This window comes from Candidatus Paceibacterota bacterium (genome assembly GCA_041661265.1).
Classification (GTDB): domain Bacteria; phylum Patescibacteriota; class Minisyncoccia; order JAHIHE01; family JAGLIN01; genus JBAZUT01.
In genome coordinates, this window is the sequence record JBAZUT010000016.1 from 14,414 (window position 1) to 36,198 (window position 21,785).

A 21,785-nucleotide genomic window follows, 5' to 3' on the forward strand; every position below is an offset into this window, starting at 1 on the left:
TCTAATTATGCAAAGAAATTTCTGGAGTGCAAGCATTGCGGGATGATTCTTTAACTGGGTATTTATGCTAAAACCACTCAAGATATTATTTGTAACGACGGACCTTCCGCCCTTTTGCAAAGCGGGCGGTCTTGGAGATGTTTCAAATTCTCTTCCGAAAGCCATTTCGGACATGGGCCATGATATAAGAATAATTCTGCCGCGCCACGGAGTGATAGATGAGGGTGCTAATGGCATAAAGCTGATCCGGGACAATATCAAATTGAAAATAAAGGACGGAGTCGAGATCATATTCAGGATAAAAGGATCCGTGCTGGATGGGAAGGTTCCCGTATATTTCATAGACAAGCACAAATATTTCGGAGGAAGGAGTAAGTTGTACGGATATGAAGACGAGAATCAGAGATATATGTTCTTCTGTTTCGCGGTCATAAAGGCGATCGAGGATATGGACGGCTGGACGCCGGATATTATACACTGCAATGACTGGCATACGGGATTGATACCATATCTTCTGAAGGCCGGATTCAATCGGAAAGAAAAACTGAGCAGGATAAAAACATTATTTACGATACACAATCTCACTTTCCAGATGGGAAGGGATTGGTGGAAGATAGATAAAGGCAAACAGGATGATGGGATAAGCGAAATCCCGGACTTCAATGACAAAGAGAGGATCGACAGGATAAATTTTATGAAGAGGGCGATCTTGAGCTCCGACATCGTGAATACGGTCAGCGAGCGTTATGCTGAGGAGGTTTCGGAGGAGAAGCTGGGTCAGGGATTGCATGATGTGCTGGAAGAGAGGATGGCGAAAAAGGAATTTTATGGAGTTTTGAACGGGATCGATTATATGAGCTATAATCCCAAGACCGACCCCGGCCTGGAGGCTAATTATGACGAAAACGATTTTGTTGAAAAAAAGATCCTGAACAAAAGAAAGATTCAGAAAGACTTCGGTCTTGAGGAAAATGATGATATACCGCTGATCGCCATGGCAACCAGGATCACGGAACAGAAAGGATTTGATCTTATCTTGGAAATAACCGATGCCATCCTGAGACTGAATTTGCAGCTTGTTCTGGTCGGGCCTGCCGATCCCTATTATCGCAAGAAGTTCAAGAAGATAAGCAAGAAAAATCCGAAGAAGATCGGAGTTCTCCTTAAATTCGAAACGAAAAGCATAACCGGGATCTATGCCGCCTCTGACATGTTTCTTATGCCATCGCGTTTTGAGCCATGCGGCCTTGGGCAGATGATCAGTCTTCGGTATGGTTCCATACCGATCGTCAGGGAGACCGGGGGGCTTTGCGACACCATAACGAATTTCGATCCGGCGACGAGGCATGGGAACGGATTCGTGTTCAAGACATTCAACCAGAAAGCGCTTCTCGTTGCAATCGTGAGAGCGCTCGAAAACTATAAGTTCAAAGATTCCTGGCGAGACCTTGTCAGGAAGGGGATGCGTGAATCATATTCCTGGAAGATACCAGCCAAGAGATATATAATACTTTATAATAAAGCCATAAAAAATAAGGACAAAAAATTTATGTACAAAACAATTACAGACATCGATGAAAAGATAAAAGCGCTTTCGAAAAAGGAAGGCTTTATTTTGAAGAAACCGCTCAAGGAATTCATTGAAGGAAAAAAGAGATTTTACTCCGCTCCGGTCACCAAGGGCGGTAAAAAGCTATTTCTCAAAGCAAGGCTTGCCGATGACAACGGCTCGGTGTTCGCGTTGGAGAAGGAGATGAAGATAACCAAAATATTGACCGAGAACGCTCAAATGTCAGGCAAAGTAAATTTTACGAAATATGCGGGCGGATCCTTCGGCGAGATCCCGGAATGGTATATGCATGAATATGTGGAAGGCAGGCTTCTTGGGTCCTTTTATGAAATGCCGGCAAAGAACGAAAAAGAAATTTATGCGAAAAATGCCGTGAAAAATCTTCTGGGGCTCCAGGGGATATCGGATGTTTTCAAGGCTGAGGCCGAGAAAAGCGGCATTATAAAGAATATAAAAAAACGGGGATATGAGGATTATAAGAATACGATCGGGTTCTATAGAAAAGAAAAAGTCGGGAATGGAAAAGTTGACCATGAAAAAATATCCGACCTTCTTGAGAAGAATAAAAAAGAGTTGGACGAGGACCTTGTTGTTGCTCATGGGGATTTCACGCTGGCAAACCAGATAATCGATGAGAGGGGTGATGTCTATCTTTCTGATTGGGAATCGGTCAGGATCGATAATATGGCCGCTGATCTGACCCATCTCTGGGTGCAGACCTGGAGATATCCCGCATGGAGAAAGAAGCTTCTCGGAATATTTTTGAATGAGCTTCCGGAAGCGAGGAAAGAAAGGTTTAAAAATATTTTCAGAATAACGGCCATCGAACAGTCGCTTGCGGAAATAAAGTGGAACTCGGCGCTCTGCGACAAAAAATACAAGAAAGGCGTGATCGACATTTCCATCATTGTGATAAAGACGGCATTGGAGGGATTCGAGGGACTACTTTCAATGTAAAAGCCATTTGGATTTAATTGATTATTTTAATCATTATGGTAGAAATAAAGGTTTTGATAGAAGGTGTTCATGAGAGCGACAAAGTATTCAAGGCAAGCTCCACGGTGACGCTAATCAAGTCTGATAAAAATATAATTGTTGATACCGGCTCATTTTTAGATGAGCAAAAAATAGTTGACGCGTTAGCTAAAGAAAACCTAAAATCGAAGGACATTGATCTGGTAGTTCTTACTCATTTGCACATAGATCATTCAAGAAATACAAACATTTTTTCGAATGCTGTTCTTTATGTAAAACATTCTCATTTTCCCGGCTCTAAATGGAATATTAATGATATAACTTGCGAAACTGTAGAGCTCGATAATTTGGAAATAGCACAGGGTGTCAAAATAATTCTGAGCCCTGGTCATTTTCCGTATCACATATCGGTGGTTGTAAAAACTAAGGACGGTATCGTTGTTATTGCAGGAGATGCGGTTTCAACAAAAGAAGCTCTCGGAAAAATACCATACCCGCAATGGAATGATGAGGAATATTTGAAGAGCCAAAAGAAGATTATGGAAATTTCCGATTGGATAATTCCGGGCCATGGAGGAATGTTTAAGGTAAATAAATAAAATATGTTTGTCATCTCGAGCGAAGCTTTTGAGCTTTTGAAGCAAGAAAGCGAAGTCGAGAGATCCCTCCAGTGTCGCTAGAAATTTATTTACAAGGATATCCACGGCAGAGCGATCTCTCCACTCTCCCGAGTACTCGGGATCGGTCGAGATGACAAAAACCTCATAAAATAAAAAGGAGAGTAAATATGTCGAAGGAATATGTTTATTATGTTTACATAATTGCAAGTGTTACCGGAACTCTATATGTCGGAGTTACGAATAATTTACAGCGTAGAGTATTTGAACATAAACAAGATTCGATTGAAGGATTTACTAAAATATATTCTTGTCACAAGTTGGTATATTATGAGCAGTATTCGGATATTCGCGATGCAATATCGAGAGAAAAACAATTGAAAAAGTGGAGGAGGGATAAAAAAGAAAAATTGATTAGGACCGGTAATTCTTCATGGAAAGATTTAAGCTTGGATCTCTGATCGTGGAAAGAGGGATCCCTCGGCGTTGCTCGGGATGACATATATATATATATTAATGTGTCATTCACCGATCCGCCGGCTGGCGGAGAGTGGAGGAATCGCTCTTCATGCGAAATGATGGTTACTGTGTCGATTTATCAAGTTAAATATTACAAATGAAAAAACTTCGAATCGCGCAACTTGCTCCGCTTTGGGAGACTATTCCTCCAAAAAAATATGGCGGAATCGAGATCATGATCGACCGCATAACCAACGAACTTGTGAAGAGGGGGCACGAGGTCACGCTTTTTGCGACCGGAAACTCAAAGACAAGCGCAAAGCTGGAATCGGTTTTTCCAAGGTCGCTATTTGAAGAGAAGATGGATTGGTTCCATAGATCCCAGAACCTGATCAATGCGGCGAATGCCTTTTCGCACTCGGGAGAATTTGATGTGATCCATAGCCATATGATGGATAATGCTCTGTTTTTTACGGGTACGACAAAAACTCCGGTTCTGACTACTCTTCACAATGTCCTTCCGGACCCAAAACAGAAAGGTAATGACGACTATATCGCATTCAAATACTATTCAAAAAAAACCAATTTTGTAAGCATAAGTTTCGACCAGAGGACACACACGGACATTGATCTTAATTATATTGATACCGTGTATAACGGCATTGACATAGACAGTTTTGATTTCAATCCAAAGCCGGAAAATTATTTGGCGTGGCTTGGAAGGATCCACTACGGAAAGGGGATGTGGGATGCGTTACATGCGGCCAAGGCGACAAAACAAAAGCTTATTGCCGCGGGCAACATCACGTGCGAATCGGATGAGAAGTATTTCAAGACCGTGGAGCCGATGATCGACGGGAAGAAAAGGAAATATATAGGAGAAGTGGGTCCGAAAGAAAAGAACAAACTTCTTCGCGGAGCAAAGGCGCTTCTTTTTCCCATCCGCTGGGAAGAGCCGTTCGGCCTGGTCATGGCGGAAGCGATGGCTTGCGGAACTCCGGTCATAGCTTTTAAAAGAGGCTCTGTTCCGGAGATCGTGAAGGATGGCGTCACCGGCTTTGTCGTTGAGGACGAAAAGGGTCTTATTGAGGCCATAAAGAACATCGGCAAGATCGACCGCACCGAGTGCAGGAAGCATGTCGAAAAATATTTTACCATAGAAAAAATGGTTGACGCATATGAAAAGGTTTATGAGAAAATAATCAATGAAGCAAAGAGATAATGTTTAAAATTCCTAAAAAATATCTATAAATCGGGAATGAGTATTATTTAGTGGCAAACAGGAATTTTAATCAGGCGTAAGCTTAACAGCTATGTTTAAAAGAAAAGCTCCAATAAATAATGTTCTTTTCTGCATTTTGATGTTCGTATTATTGGCAGGAATGGCTATCCTTTTCAAGCCGGCAGATGCTCAGGTCTCCGGAGAAACTGGACAAAGAATTAAAACTCCGGCGCAAAATTATTTCATTCGGTTTTTATTTTTCCGATGGCAGCATTTAAAAAAAGGGCAAGCGACATTTTTGTATGAGAAAAAATAAATTTATTTTATTGAGAAAATTTATATGCATTTGTTTAAATTTGATTCTATTTATTGACAGTGAGATAATGCGCCCTGTAAGGGTAATAATTAAATCTCATTATCACTATGCAGCACCAAAAATGTTCGTTGGATTTGTATGTTGATTTCTTAATTGCATCGCAAAAACAATATGCGGGCTTAGAATTAAGCAAACGCGCAAGTATTAAAATTAATAAATTAATTAAATTTTAAACGTATGTTTAAAAAAGACATGACAAAAGTTTATAAAATATTTTTAGCGGCAGCAATAATTTTAGTCAGCGGTCCGAATATTTCTTATGCTATGGAGGCATATGGCCTTGCCGGTATGTCACAATTTGAAAGATTGCCATATTTAAGGCTTGATACGTTAGCCGGAGCAGATTCCAGCTACGACAGAACCGGCGCCAATCAGGATCACGATAAATGGCTTTATACGGAAAACGGAGAACAGGTTATTTTGGATTTGAAAGGCCCGGGCCAACTGGATCGCATGTGGTTTACCGGATTGACCGGAGAAAATACGCCTGCTAGGCTTCTTGGTAATTTGGTGGGAACTGTAAAAATATATTTGGACGGGGAAACCGTTCCGCGTAAAAATATGCCGCTTAATACTATGTTTTTAGGCAGTACGCTTCCATTTATTTCTCCTCTGACCGGGAATTATGCCATATCAAGTTCAGGCAATTATAATTATTTACCCATAACTTTTAATAATTCAATTAAAATTACTTTGACAGGGACAAAAACCCCCACTTTCTATAATTTTAATTATCATATGTTTCCTGTTAACGCATCTGTCGCGACTTGGACGGGTAATGAAGACAGTTCATCGGTAAAAAGCATATGGACTAACGCGAGCAATGATCCCAAAAGTGATGCGGGTAATGTTCTTGTCAGCGGAACGGCGGATATGCCCGCGAACACTAGCCAGACTTTGCTTGATATAGCCGGACCTCGCAGCATTTCTTCGATAAAAATAAAAATTCCATCTCTAACAAAGGATATTTTAAATAACGTGTATTTAAAAATATCGTGGGACAATGAAGCCAGCCCCAGCATTAATGCGCCGATTGGAGCATTTTTTGCCATGGGCAATTCCAATCCTTATCCGACACGCGCTTTGCCGGTCGGAAAAGACGCGGCTGAATTTATGTACAGCTATTTTCCCATGCCTTTCCGGAGCAATGCTAAAATAGAATTGGTAAGCCAGCACCCATCTGCCCTTAATGGCATAGCTTATGAAATTAAGCATAAGCCTTTTGCCGGTAATTTTTCAGAGGTCGGATACTTAAAAACGCAATATAATCATGGGTCGCATGCTGCCAATGACGGTACGGATTTTAATATTATAGACGCTGAAGGTTCGGGTAATTTTGTCGGTGTAATGCAGAGTATTAAAGGTCCTATTATAATTAATTCAGATGGCACTGTTGGCAGTTATCCTTTTATGGAAGGGGATGAAAGAATATATGTTGATGGTAGCCAGAGTCCGATCGCGCAAGGAACCGGTATCGAAGATTTTTACAATGGCGGATTTTTTTATGTAACCAGCAGAATGGGGGATAAAGTCACTAACTTTAGCTTGCCGACGCATGGAGCGACGGCAAATACAGGGCTATATTCTTCAACCGCGGCAGCGGGTTCTCTTTCAATGAATTCCCAATACCGTTTTTTTATCAGCGATCTTATTCCGTTTAGAAAACACATTAAAATCGGGGTAGAGCATGGCAGCGGAAATAATCGCGCCGTAGAGGAATGGACGCTTGCTTATTATTATTTTAAACCCGATGCCAGCATGGTCTTAACTGACACTATTGATATTGGAACATCGGCGAGCGAGACGAGCCATGGTTATGCTATAACCAATCAGGCCTCTCTGGGTACATTGAATTCTTTTTATCCCGGAGAGAAATATAAAACAGCTGTCAGCGATGCGGGCAGAACCCATACAGGAACTAGTCAGTTCAACGCATCGATCAATTCTGTTAATAGCGGGGTGATATTGCGCCGGAGTTTGGATTATAGCGTATTGAACCAGCAAGCGGAAGTATATGTGGATAATACTCTGGTTGGAATATGGTACACAGCCGGATCCAATGCGACATTAAAATGGAAAGATTCCGATTATTTGATACCGTCGAGTTTTACAAACGGAAAGAGCCAAATACAAGTGAAAATAAAATGGATATCCGGCGCATCGTGGACAGAATACAAGTATCAGGTTTTTTCGACTAATTTTGTCGAAAGCAACCCGGTTCTTCCGCCAACCGATTCTGCTGCGCCATCGATCGCAATTACGAGTCCCGCCAATAATGAAACATATTACAATGCTGTTGCCAGCGTTTCAGGGACTGCGTCGGACGATATTGCTGTGAATAAGGTCGAAGTGAAAGTCGGCGCCGGCGCATGGCAGCTTGCCAGCGGCACGACTTCATGGACTATATCAAATCTCGCGCTTGTTTCCGGGTCAAATGTAATTACTGCCCGGGCTGCTGATACTGCGACTCCTCAAAAAACTGCGGAAACATCTATTACAATAATTTATACTCCGACAGTTGTTGATCCGGGTTTGCCAACGAATGAACCGGGGAAAATATGGAATCGGACATTTAATGATGATTTTGATGGAACAGCTATTGATCAAACTAAATGGCGAGGCGGATATGAGAAAGCATTGTGGTGCGGCGATCCGAATGGCACCTGCCCAAGCCAATTTACTGGAGTTACTGTGTCAGGCGGAACGCTTAAGTTACAGCCAAAGCAAGGCTCTACGACTTGGGATTATCAAAATCGCGCAATGATACATACTGGCGGAATACCTGGCGCCACGAATTTGGGCGATAGGCCGAAGTTCAGCCAAAGATTCGGGTATTTTGAAGCTAAGATCAAATTTCCTACCAATGCCAGTGGGGAAGGCAATGGCTATTGGCTTTCTTATTGGGCTTTGCCGGTAGGAAAGACATGCGCAGGCGGAAGATGCAGTGCGGCGAATACCGATAATGGTATTAATCAATTTGAGGAGGTGGATATTCTTGAGCATTGGTATCCTGCTACAGGTTTGACTAGGACAAAACTTAATTTTCATGATCTTACATTTAACCAAAAACGTACCGATGGAATCACCGCGATAGGCTTTAATTATCCGACGACAACAGTCGGCAATTTATCAGCAGATTTTCATCGGTATGGTTTGTATTGGCGAGATGATGGCACTGGCGCTTTGCTTCCTGATGGCACTCATCAAGGTTCGATGCAAGTGTATTTTGACGGTGTTCCCCAAGGTACCCCATGGCCGGTGAGAAGTTTAAATTATTGGCAAGATGGAATAGCTCCGATCTTACAAGTTATTCCTTGTACATCTTCTGATCCTGCGACTTGCAGGACATCTACAGTTTCCAATCCGCTTATATTCGATTATGTAAAAGTATATAAAGAAATTTCTGATATTCCCGCTGCTAAAACAAAAATTATGCCTCTTGGCGATTCGATAACCGCTTGGGATTACAGCTATCGCGTCAAATTATTTAATTCTCTGACAGCTGCCGGCTGGAATTTTGATTTTGTGGGTTCTACCACGACAACCGCTCAGAATATACTGCAACCGTCTATCCGCGTACCGGATCAAGCTCTTGACTCGAATCATGAAGGCTGGGGCGGCAAAACAATAAGCGAGCTTTCTACAACATTTGATAGCACTCTTGCGTGGATTACGGCCGATCCTGTTCAAAGGAAGCCTGATATTATTACGCTACATATTGGAACAAATAATATTTTTCGGCCATCCAGAGTAGCGGAAGCGCCGGCTGATCTCGGTGTTTTGATCGATAAGATAAAAACAAATTTACCCGATACAAAAGTTTACGTTGCCTCGATTATTCCAATGGGGACTCAATATGATCCGGGCAGTTCTTTGGTGAATGCGTATAATGCGGCAATCAAGACTATAGTGCAGGGGAAAGGCGGAAATGTTTATTTTGTGGATATGAATGCTGAAGCCGGTATTAATACGGCTACTGATCTTGAAGGCGGAAGCATCATTGGTCTTCATCCTACTCATTCTGGCTCCGATAAAATGGCCGATGTTTGGCTGAGCCATTTGAATTTATCTTATGTACCTGTTCTCACTTCTATCGCAGTTTCACCAATAAATGTCTCTATTCCAATTAATGGAACTCAGGTGTTTAGCGCTGTTTCCAAAGATCAAAATGGAAATTCTATGACGGGCGTTAATATTTCATGGACTTCTTCCAATAACACCGTTGTTAGCGTTGATTCTACCGGTATGGCTACTGCGCTTTCACTTGGCACTGCAACTATTACCGCTTCCAGCGGAGCAAAATCCGGCACTGCCTCTGTCGCTGTCACCCTGGCCCAAACCAATCTCATCCTAAACTTTTCCTTTGAATCCGGCACTTCTCCCTGGACTTTCTACACTAACGGCACTGGCACTTTTACGTCTTCTCCTCCCGCCAGCACCGGCCTTAAAGCCGCCAAAATTTTCCTTTCCACCCTTGGCACTAATATGCAACTGTATCAATCCGGCATTTCTCTGGAACCCAATACTTCATATCGCTTAACTTTCTCCGCCTATTCCTCAACCGGCCATGATTTTAAAGTAAATCTTTTTAAAGATATTTCTCCTTATACCAATTACGGCTTGGCGAGTTATACTCCTAATCTTACATCTTCCTGGCAGGTCTTTACCAAAGATTTTACCACTTCCGGTTTTTCAGGCAATGTCTCCGATACTCGTTTTCAGGTTTATTTCCCGGGTTTAGCCTCAGCCGGAGACATCTATTATCTCGATGATTTGAAATTGGAAAAAGTTATCTCATCACCCGCTGACCTTAACTCTGACAGTATCGTTAATTCCGTTGATTTTGGCATCATGATGAGCTTCTGGACTTACACCAATAAACCCAAGGCTGACCTTAATCAGGATGGGTTTGTTAATTCTCAAGATCTAGGAATGTTGATGAGTAAGTGGGGGTAGGGGAATAAAGAGAAAATAATTTCTAATCTTAAATTTCTAATTTCTAATGAATTTTTAATTACCCAATTTTTAAACTATAATTCTTATGGATCATTTTTCTAAAAAGCTCCCGAAAACAATTTTATTCGCTGCTATAGCACTGACGATTTTAGCGGGGGTATTTGTTCTACCCGTTGCAAACAAGAACAATAAAGCTTTGGCCGATACTGGCTTAGTTGGTTATTGGAGCTTTGATGAGGGAACCGGAATGACTGCGGCCGATTCGTCGGGAAATGGCAATACCGGAACATTATTGAACGGTCCTGTCTGGACCACCGGCAAGAAATGGAATGCTTTGCAATTTGACGGAATAAATGATTATGTGGATCTGGGAAGCAATGCTTCTTTAAATTTCGGCGCGGCCGATAATTTCTCTATTTCTTCCTGGATAAATATTAATGATAATACGGTTAGTTCGGGAATCTATGCCACCAGTGACGAATGGCCAACTGGTGATTATTTTAATTTATATTACAGGGGAAGTCAGCAAAAATTAAGATTTGGATATAATTACGGAGGAGGATCGGCCTATACATCCATAGATGCCGTTCTGCCATCCGCGATGACGGAGGGAGTCTGGCATCAGGTGGTCCTGGTTAAATCCGGAACTACCGCTGTTTTCTATTATGACGGCTCTCCTTTAACAACTGTTACCGGGGGGCAGCTTGGCGCCATGAATACTTTCGGAGGAGTAAAGAGGATCGGAAAGGGGAACGCAAATCTAAACTATTTCGATGGTTTGATCGATGAGGTAAAAGTCTATAACCGTGCTCTTACCGTTTCCGAAGTTTCAGCTGATTACCAGGGAGGAACGTTCGATCAGGTTCTCACTTCAATTTCCGTATCTCCTTTTTCTTCCATTATTAAAGCAGGTTCGGCTAAAGTTTTCACCGCGTCTTCCCAGGATCAGAATGGAAATAGCATGACCGGAGTTGCAGTTTCCTGGAGCAGTTCCAGCCCGGGTGTTGCTACTGTTAATGCTTCCGGAGTAGTTAGTGGAGTAGCTACAGGCACCGCTACGATCACCGCTTCAAGCGGAAGCAAGAGCGGAACGGCGTTTGTCGTGATAACCTCTTCAGTTTCTCCCGCCACCGTCACTTATTCCGGTGGCATGATAACTATCAGTTCCGGAACAGCGAATTTTGAAGATGTCTATAATATGGTCAATGATCCGGCGGTTTTGTCAAAAACGGGAACTGAATATACTTTAACCTCCAGCATAACTATTGATCCGGGAGCTACTCTCACGATCGACGCGTCGCAAGCGGGCGGCATAACCTTGAAATTCAACGAACCGGCTCATAATACTTATTACATAATGGATAAGGGAACATTGAATATCAATAACGCCATCCTTACTTCGGCAACAGGAAATGCCTGGTACATATTATCCGGCAATGACGCCAAGGTTCAATTGGACAATTCGGACATCAGTAAATGCGGAATTGATGTATATCCTTGTGTTAAGACCGGTGAATATGATGTCGGAACGACAACCAATACGGTAACTTGGACAAACCTGAAAGTTCATGATAATTTGGGATATTATGTTTTTTTCACGGGAAACGGTTCTTACTGGGTGAATATTGATAATCTTGAAGCATATGATCTGACATGGAGAATGTTTGATTTCACGCAGGCCACGATAAGAAATTCAAAATTTCACGATCTGGATCCGGGTAATGGCGGTTTGACCATCATTTCTTGGGGAAAAGGCGGACAAGTTTATGATTCTGAATTTTATAATATAAATACGAATGTCGCGGGGACCGGCAGTGTTTTCTATTGCAAAGAAGGCGGAGGAGGATGTGTTTTCCAAAATAATCATATTCATGATGTGAACCTCGGATATATCATTGGGTTCTATGGTTCCGGCTGGCCCAATACTACTATCTATAAAGATAATCTGATCGAAAACAGTACAGTGTCGTCCGCGGTCGTTTATTGGCGGGCGAATCAATATTTCGGGGGAGTAGATCTAAAATCCAATTTCAATAACAATATATTGAGAAATATAAGCGGTTACAGGATATTTGAATTTCATTCCGGCGGACAAAATGTAAGAATTTGGAATAACACTTTGGAAAATGTAACGGCGACCAGCGGACAATCATTTCGCGCTGATTATGAAAGCGGCCAGGCCGGAGGAAGCACGTATCACCCCGGTGATTCGGCAAATTCAATAATATATGACATGAATTTTCCCGGAAATATCCGCATATATGATCTGGATGTTCCAGGTGATCAATCCATTCGCGGCAAGCTTCTTCCGTTTGTGAATGTAAACTATGGTTCGGTGACTGTTAATATGCCGGATGATTATTTCTATGACTACAAATATCTTGATGTCAAAGTCGTGGATTCAAGCAATAACCCAATTAATGGAGCTACAGTAACTATCGCAAACGATACCGATGCCAATTATCCGGCCATAAATTTGTATCGTCAAACCAAGTTGTCTGTTGCAACCGGTACTGACGGACACATTCCTCTTCCATCGGATCTCACCAATACTGTAGCTGTTCTTGATTTCTGGAAGACCTCAGCTGCCCAGCAAGAAATGACCTATACCATTACGGCTTCTTATGGCGGCAAAACCAATTCTATAGCGGTTACCCCCGATTCCACCTGGTATCGCACGAACCCTCTTGTCTCCACGAACACCGTTACTATTCAACTGACGACTGCAGTCACTCCGCCAGCCGTCTCCACTGCTGATCTTAATTCTGATGGTCATGTTAATTCCGTTGATTTTGGCATCATGATGAGCTTCTGGAACTACACCTCTAAACCCAAGGCTGACCTTAATCAGGATGGGTTTGTTAATTCTCAAGATCTAGGAATGTTGATGAGCCAGTGGGGATAGGGGAATAAAGAGAAAATAATTTCTAATCTTAAATTTCTAATTTCTAATGAATTTTTAATTACCCAATTTTTAAACTATAATTCTTATGGATCATTTTTCTAAAAAGCTCCCGAAAACAATTTTATTCATTGTTTTGCCGCTAATATTTTTAGCATTACTTATTTTTTCAAAACCAACCCTAATCCACGCCACGGGAGAAGTCGGGATTTGGCATTTTGACGAAACTTCCGGCACTACTGCCTCCGACTCTTCCGGAAATAATAACTCCGGAACATTAACTAATGGTCCCGTTTGGACTTCCGGTAAATCAGGCAATGCTTTGCAATTTGATGGAGTGGATGATTTTGTCAGCATGCCTTTAGCACTCAATCAAAATAACTGGTCAATTGAAGGATGGATAAATCCAACCGTGGGAGACAATGCTGAGAATCATGTTTTTGGAAGCAGTGGCATGCAGGTATGGGTAGTAAACGGTAATATGTTTCAATTTTTAATGGGAGGTAATTATGCGAATTATGCTTCACTATCTTACGGTACATGGTCGCATGTGGTTCTTGTTGCTGATTCCAACGGCCATTATTTATATGTAAATGGAATTTTGAGAGGCTCTGGTGCAGGTACAGGCAATCTTGGCGAATTAATAAAAATTGGCAGTTATAAGTATGGTAGTGCCAATTTCAATGGTTCTATCGATGAAGTGAAAATTTATTCTCACGCGCTTTCTGCTTCTGAAGTTTTAGCCGAGTATACAGGATCATCAACACCCACACCGACCCCCGCAACCACGTCAACTCCAAGTGTAACACCAACGACTACCCCCACTCCTATTCCCGTTCTTACATCTATTTCAGTTTCTCCTTCCTTCGCAACTGTTCAAGTAGGTTCTACTCAAACCTTTATTGCCACTCCTAAAGACCAGAATAATAACACTATGACTGGAATAACAATTTCTTGGACTTCATCCAATAATTCCATTGCTATGATTAATTCCTCCGGAGTTGCTACTGGAGTGGCGGTTGGCACGGCCACCATAACTGCTTCGAGCGGAATTACAAATGGGACATCAAGCATAACCGTTGTTTCTTCCGGTTCGCCCACTTGTTCTGCTATCGGCGCCGCCACTTACAACGCCAGTACCAATACCATTATGCTTAATAGCAGCACAAGCACTCTTTGCACAATTTATAAGGATATTAATAATTTTTCAATATTGAGTTATGATTCTGCGATAAACACTTATACTTTGAATGCTAAGATTGACAGCTCGGGCCCGTATAATTTAAATATTGAAAATACGACTCTTTTGATGAATAACAATGTAGATGATGGATATTTTATTCATACTGGTTGGAATTTAACTATCAATAACTCTACAATAAAATCAAAAAATGGAAAAAGATTCAATATTTGGTCAGCGACAAAAGCTAATGCCGATGGCTACTCAGTGTTAATAAAGGATAGCGTTATCGATGGCGGCTGGATTAAAATAAAAGACAATACTGGATTATATTATGCTAAAGCTGGTTCACCATATGTACAAATTCTGAATACAACTATAAAAAATGTAGATGTAACGGACTCGACTGAATATGCCCCCTCCGTTCTTTATTTGTTTGAAAATGCAGGATACAAAGCAGTTATAGACGGTTTGATTCTTGAAAATGTGCATGGAGGATATGTTTATAGTGGGACCATAACATTGAACAGTGGAGCTACTGATGCATCCCTAAAAAACATACGTATTTCAAACAGTTCTCATCCATATTGGGGAGCTATCCATATATTTGGTGGGGCGACGGGTGTAACGATGGATAATATAGTGATCGAGAACAGTAGGTTAGGTTCCGGTGGAGGAATATCAGATAAAGAAGGTCTTTGGAATGTTGGGAAAACAAGGTTGTTTAAAAATGTTACTATAAACAATGTAAGCGGTACAGGGATATATACGTATCAGAATATGTGGGTAAGTGATTTCCCCAGTGGAAATAGATATGAAAATTTAATTGTTGATGGCGGAGCAGGCAAGGCAGCCAATATATATTATCAACCTTATGCGCAAGTTTCTTATCATTGGATATTCAATGCTCAGTTTAAAAATGCTACTTATGGATTTGTTGTAAGAAATAATAAACTATTCTTATCCAATGTTTTGGTTCAAAATATAACAAATATGTATCGCTCTTTAAATGGCGCTGAATCCGGCGAAGTTAATTGGTATGAACTGGCTGATATTTATGTAAAAGACAGCAACAATAACCCGATCAATGGTGCGGCGATCACAATAGCCCCCAATACTGTTGCTCCGGTCCCGAATGTGACGGATAAATGGTTCAATGCCAAAACCACCATCACAACAGGCTCCAATGGCCATACCCCTCTGCCTTCCGATGAAACCGGTATGATAGCGCTCTTAAGAAAGAGAGACTATAACAGCGGAGCAAATACTACCTCTTATTCTTATACCATCACCGCCTCCTCTAATGGTAAAACCGCTTCCACTACCGTCACTCCCGACGCCACTTGGTATCGTACCGACCCTCTTATTCCCACCAACACAATTACTATCCAACTAGCAACCACTGTGGCTCCTACACCTGCACCTACCGCAACTGTCGACCTTAACTCTGACAGTATCGTTAATTCCGTTGATTTTGGCATCATGATGAGCTTCTGGACTTACACCAATAAACCCAAGGCTGACCTTAATCAGGATGGGTTTGTTAATTCTCAAGATCTAGGAATGTTGATGAGTAAGTGGGGGTAGGGGAATAAAGAGAAAATAATTTCTAATCTTAAATTTCTAATTTCTAATGAATTTTTAATTACCCAATTTTTAAACTATAATTCTTATGGATCATTTTTCTAAAAAGCTCCCGAAAACAATTTTATTCGCTGCTATAGCACTGACGATTTTAGCGGGGGTATTTGTTCTACCCGTTGCAAACAAGAACAATAAAGCTTTGGCCGATACTGGCTTAGTTGGTTATTGGAACTTTGATGAGGGAACCGGAATGACTGTGGTCGATTCGTCGGGAAATAATAGCACAGGGACATTAACCAATGGACCGACTTGGACTCCGGGTAAGATAGGGACTGGTTTGAGTTTTGACGGGGTTGATGATTATGTGTTAACAACTGTTCCATTAAGCGGATTAAATACTTTTTCTTTGGAAGCATGGATTAATCCGGCGGCAGGCGACAATACGGAAAATCATATTTTTGGTATAAGCGGGATACAAAGCTGGGTAAAAAATGGTTATCTTAGTTTTTATTGCACTGATTATCCGGTGCAACCGCCGATACCCTATGGCCAATGGTCTCATATTGTTTTATCCGGCGACGCTAATGGACATTATATATATTTAAACGGAGTTTTGGTAAGTTCGAGTACTTATCCTTGCAATATTTCTTCAAACAGTTTAAAAATTGGCGAGTATAATAATGTTGGGGGAGGATATGCTTTTAATGGCTCTATTGATGAAGTTCGAATTTATAATCGTGCTTTTATACCGTCAAATGTCGTTTATTCCGACGGTACAATCTCTCTTAATAGCGGTACGGTGACCTTAGATGATATTTATACCGCCGTTAATAATCCGGCTGTATTATCAAAATCAGGAAATGAATATATTTTGACGGCGAATGTGAGCATAGGTTCTTCCGCCACACTGACAATTGATGCGGCAACGGCAGGAGGTATAACATTGAAATTTAATGAGCCTTCCCATAATCTTTATGGCATATTAAATTCCGGAACATTGAGTATTAACAATGCGATTATCACTTCGGCTACCGGAAATGCTTGGTACATATTAAATCATAACAACGTTGCTGCGATGAATCTTAATAATAGCGATGTTAGCATATGCGGACAAACTCCTGTGCCCTGTATTAAATTTGGCGATTATAATCAGTATGGCAAACCGACTAGAAAGTTCAGTTGGAACAACAACAAATTTCATGATAATCTTGGTTATTATATACTTTTTTTGAATTATGTTCCGTTTTGGGTGGATATGACCGATTCTGAATTTTATAACCTAACCGGATATGGAATAGATCTCAGTAGGGGAACTATCAGCAATTCAAAAATTCACGATATTGGCATAACAGGCAGCAACATTCTCACGATAATTGCATGGGGAGAAAATAATGCTATTGATGGCGGAGGAAGCGTATACAATTCGGAATTTTATAATATAAATACCGGGGATTTATTTTATTGCAAAGAAGGCGGAGGCGGATGCAAATTTCAAAATAATTGGATTCATGATGTTGACGCAGGCGTGATGCTTGGCGTTTATGGCTCCCAGCAGACTGATGCCGTAATATTCAGCGATAATATAATAGAAAATTCCACGGTTAAAGGCACTCCGAGCGGAGGACTGTTTGATTTTCGGGCAAATCAATATTTGGGCGGAGTTAATTTAACGTCTCAGATATATAATAATACCATAAGAAATATAACCGGTCCGTTATTTTCCTGGCATTCTGGCGGGCAAAATGCGAAAATTTGGAATAATACAGTTTCAAATGTACCGGGACTGGGCTTTTACGCAAATTATCAAGCTAGCCAAGCTGGTGGCGGAACTTATCATCCTGGAGATTCGTCGGGTTCAATACTGCGAGATATGGTTATGAATAATATTCGCATTTATGATTTGGATAATCCGGCCGATCAGTCAATACGTGGCAAGCTACCTCCTTTCTTAAACGTAAAATATGGTACTGTTAATGTCGATATGCCGGATGATAAGTTTTACGATTACAAATATCTTGACGTTAAAGTCGTTGATTCCAATAATAATCCGATTAACGGAGCTATTGTTGGAATTGCGAATAATATTGATAATACCAATTATCCTTCCATTAACGCTGATGGAACAATTAAATCTTCTTTTCTCACTGGCTCCGACGGGCACACGCCACTACCTTCAGATACAACAAACACAGCAGCTATCCTTGATTTCTATAAAACCTCAACTACTCAGACAGAAATGACTTACACTATCACCGCCTCAAAAGATGGTAAAACCGCTTCCACCACCATTACTCCTGATGCTATTTGGTATCGTTCCAACCCTCTTATTCCAGTTAACACTATTACAATTCAATTGCCGACTACACCAATTTTCGCACCTTTACCCTCTTCTTCCGCCGACCTTAACTCCGATGGCCACGTCAACTCTGCTGATTTCGGAATGCTCATGAGCGCCTGGGGTAGCACTTTAAAACCCGCCGCTGATCTTAATCAGGACGGCATAGTCAACTCCGTTGACTTCGGGATCTTGATGAGCCAGTGGGGGTAGGGAAATGAAAATGACAAATGATAAATTTTAAATTTAAAAACAATTATTAATCTAAATATCAAAACAAATGCAAATAAATTTAAAACACCGTTTTGAAAAAAGCGGTGTTTTAGTGCATAAAAACATTTTGGAGAAAAGATATATTAATTGTATAATATAGTAAGAAAATTGAATTATTCTAGTATATAATTTTAAATAATAATTAATATCTATGGCTCATTTTCACAAACATCTCTCCAAAACTATTTTGTCCCTTTTCCTACCTCTTTTATTTTCGGCAGGTATTTTTATTTTCTCTTCCTCTCTCTCGACCCAAGCTACCGGAGAAACAGCTTATTGGAAGTTTGATGAAACTTCCGGCACCTCCGCTTCTGATTCCTCCGGCAACAACCTTACTGGAACTCTGGTCAATGGTCCTGCCTGGGTAGCCGGCAAATCAGGCAACGGCCTCCAATTCGATGGAGTCAATGATTACGTGGAATTAAACAACCCTTCTTCTTTTCCCTCAGGAACATCTTCCCGCTCTATGTGCCTCTGGCTTAAGCCTTCCACCTTAGCCACTCCCACTTATGGCACCTACCTCTTTTTTTATGGCACCCGCGCTGCTAATCAGGCCATGTATATCGCTACTGAAAGCAATGGCCGAGTCTACGGCGGAGCCTGGGCTTCGGACATTTATTCGGCCAATAACTTTCTTACTGCTAATACCTGGAGCCATGTCTGCTTAACTCACGATAGCACTACTGCCACGCTTTACGGCAATGGCCAAGTCTTAGGCACAACCAATTCCACCGGGTGGAATCTTGTAAAATCAATTGCTCAGATCAATGTTAACTACGCCGGCACTCATAACTATAATGGAGCGATCGACGAAGTGAAACTTTTTAATCGAGCTTTGACCCTTGCTGAAGTCCAAGCTGACTACGATGCGGGTACTGTCCCTGATACTACTCCTCCCGTCATTTCCGGCGAAGCAGCTTCTTCTATCACTTCTTCCGGCGCTACTATCACCTGGACAACGGACGAGGCCAGTGATACCCAAATAGAATACGGCACGACCCTAAGCTATGGAAATTCAACCACGCTCAATTTAAGCATGGTCGCTTCTCATTCCCAAGCTCTCACTAATCTCACTTCTTCCACCCTTTATCATTATCGGGTGAAAAGCAAAGACGGAGCAGGGAATCTGGCTACCGGAACTGATAAAACTTTCACCACTGCTGAGGTCTATGTTCCTGTTCTCACCTCCATCACTGTCTCTCCCGCCACTGCTTCTGTCGGTATCGGCTCCACTCAAACTTTTAACGCCACGCCCAAGGATCAAAATGGGAATCTAATGACCGGCATTACGATAAATTGGATTTCTTCAGATACGGGAATCGCAAGGGTCGCTCCCGGAATTGCTGTTGCTAATATTTCCACCGGAGAAGCTACGGGGGTGGCGTTAGGAACTGCCACCATTACCGCATCAAGCGGGGGAATTTCAGGTAGTGCGGGCTTGACGGTTACGGAAGCTTCGACGGCATGTACATTTTATGTTGATGATGACGGGACAGGGGATTTTAACGTAAATCATAGTGATGACGCGGTCGAGATTAATCAGGCGATTAATCGAGCCAATGTTTGCGCGGTTAATTTGCAGGCGGGAAATACATATTCAAATCCAGCCGAAGCGCCGAAAGGAACGGTCATTTTACGCAAAACAACAACACCCTATGATATTTCAACAACTTCAATAGTAATGCAATCGCATATATCTCTAGAGGGTGAATTCGACGATGTTACTTTGAGTTTGACTACAATTAAATATGAAATGTTATTAAGCAGAGGTAAAACCAACATCGGAATTAAGCATCTCACATTTGATGGAAATGTTTATCGTATCCCAGCTAAAAATGCGTGTCAAGGTGGATTATATTATAAAGGTTTTGATTGTATGGCGGTACATGTAGTGAGTAGTAATTATGTAGATATTCAAAATATAACTGGTCGTTTTATTGGCGCTGATCTAATTCAACTTGACGGTTCTGGGAGTGGAAATGTTAATGTTAAAAATATCCGGTATACGAATTCAGGGCATTCAGGCGTGGGTGTTACGGAAAATACAGGGATGCATGATCTTACAATTGATAACGTGTATTGCAAAGATATAGGGAATACTTGCGTTAGACTTGATGGCGCAAATGGAGTCACTATAAAAAATATGTACGCCGAGGATACCGGCAGTTCTTCAAGCGTGCCTGCAATATTGCCTGACTTTTCTTTAGAATTTGGCATTCAGATTAGTAATACAGGTTCTTCAAATAATATAAATATTAATATTGAAAATATTACTGTTGTAGGAGCTACTAATGCCGGCATTTTAATATGGGATCAGACTAAGCTTCCTACGGATAATACACGGTGGTACGGACATACAATTAATATAAAGAACGCATTAATTGATTGTAGAGGGGATAATCCTAATAATAATGACAATAGGTGCAGTGCACTTGGCGCTTACGCTGGAGGGCCTGGCGGTATTGTAATTGACTCAATTAATAATGTTACTATTGATGGCGCAACAATTACTAATGCATTTAAGCCTGGAGTACCCGCCATTAAGCTTAATAATAAAAAAAATATGCCGATGGAAGTTACGATTAAAAACAGTGTATTGGCAAATAATGCGGGAGGTTACGGAATACTTAAAAGCGGCAGTGTTACTGATACGATTAAGTACTCTGATTTTTATAATAATGCCTTTGGTTCTATATCCAGTGGAAGTCTTGATGGAACTAATATTCTCACAAACCCTCTTTTCGCCTCTTCCACCGACTTTCACCTGAAATCCCCATACGGCCGCTGGACTTCCTCCGGCTATGTCTACGATCCTCCCTCCGAACTCTCTCCCGCTGTCGGTGCCGGAGACCCCAGCACGGTAATCGCTAACTGTCCTTCTTTAGGCTGCCCTTCTCAAGTTGAAATGGGAGCCTATGGCAATACCGTTCAAGCCTCAATCGGAAATGATCCTGCCACTGCCTCAAGACCAATCATTTCTCCCAATCCTTCCTCACCCTACAAATCTCCTTTAACCGTAGAAATCAAATCTCTCACCGCCGGAGCTTCTATTCGCTACACGATCGACGGCTCAACTCCCACCTCATCTACTCCCGCCTCTTCCAATCCCATCACCCTTACTCTTAACTCCAATACCACCATTAAAGCCATTGCCACGAAATCAGGCTTAAATGATAGTGCTGTTATCTCAGCTAGTTATACCGTTTATATCCCTATTTTTACCTCTATCTCCATTTCTCCCGCCTCTTCCTCAATTCTCAAAGGAGCTACTCAAACCTTCACTGCCACTCCCCAAGATCAATTTAATAATCCCATGCCTGGCATAACTATTGCCTG

Annotated in this window: 9 protein-coding genes; all 9 read left to right on the forward strand. The window is 41.5% G+C overall.

Annotation, left to right across the window (positions count from 1 at the left end; translation table 11 throughout):
* Positions 1-64 precede the first annotated feature (64 nt).
* The gene (locus WC788_08595; protein MFA6097653.1) at positions 65-2,527 is read left to right on the forward strand and encodes a glycogen/starch synthase; all 2,463 of its coding nucleotides are present in this window, start codon (positions 65-67) and stop codon (positions 2,525-2,527) included.
* Positions 2,528-2,562: 35 nt separating this feature from the next.
* Positions 2,563-3,144, forward strand: coding sequence for an MBL fold metallo-hydrolase (locus tag WC788_08600; GenBank protein ID MFA6097654.1), 582 nt, complete (start codon positions 2,563-2,565; stop codon positions 3,142-3,144).
* 188 nt (positions 3,145-3,332) lie between these two features.
* A complete protein-coding gene (locus tag WC788_08605; GenBank protein MFA6097655.1) occupies positions 3,333-3,623 on the forward strand; it encodes a GIY-YIG nuclease family protein in 291 nt (96 codons plus the stop codon).
* Between the two features lie 155 nt (positions 3,624-3,778).
* Positions 3,779-4,843, forward strand: a complete 1,065-nt coding sequence (locus WC788_08610) for a glycosyltransferase family 4 protein (protein MFA6097656.1) — start codon at positions 3,779-3,781, stop codon at positions 4,841-4,843.
* A gap of 568 nt (positions 4,844-5,411) precedes the next feature.
* Positions 5,412-10,175, forward strand: a complete 4,764-nt coding sequence (locus WC788_08615) for a DUF2961 domain-containing protein (GenBank protein ID MFA6097657.1) — start codon at positions 5,412-5,414, stop codon at positions 10,173-10,175.
* Between the two features lie 85 nt (positions 10,176-10,260).
* On the forward strand, positions 10,261-13,080 hold the full coding sequence (locus WC788_08620) for a LamG-like jellyroll fold domain-containing protein (protein MFA6097658.1): 2,820 nt from the start codon (positions 10,261-10,263) through the stop codon (positions 13,078-13,080).
* A gap of 85 nt (positions 13,081-13,165) precedes the next feature.
* Positions 13,166-15,844 (forward strand): LamG-like jellyroll fold domain-containing protein, encoded by a 2,679-nt coding sequence (locus WC788_08625; protein MFA6097659.1) that lies wholly within the window; start codon positions 13,166-13,168, stop codon positions 15,842-15,844.
* 85 nt (positions 15,845-15,929) lie between these two features.
* Positions 15,930-18,389 carry a LamG-like jellyroll fold domain-containing protein gene (locus WC788_08630; protein MFA6097660.1) on the forward strand — a complete coding sequence of 820 codons (2,460 nt, stop codon included), beginning with the start codon at positions 15,930-15,932 and terminating at the stop codon, positions 18,387-18,389.
* A 211-nt stretch (positions 18,390-18,600) separates the two neighbouring features.
* Positions 18,601-21,785 (forward strand): LamG-like jellyroll fold domain-containing protein (locus WC788_08635; GenBank protein MFA6097661.1); only part of this gene is annotated, 3,185 nt, incomplete at its 3' end.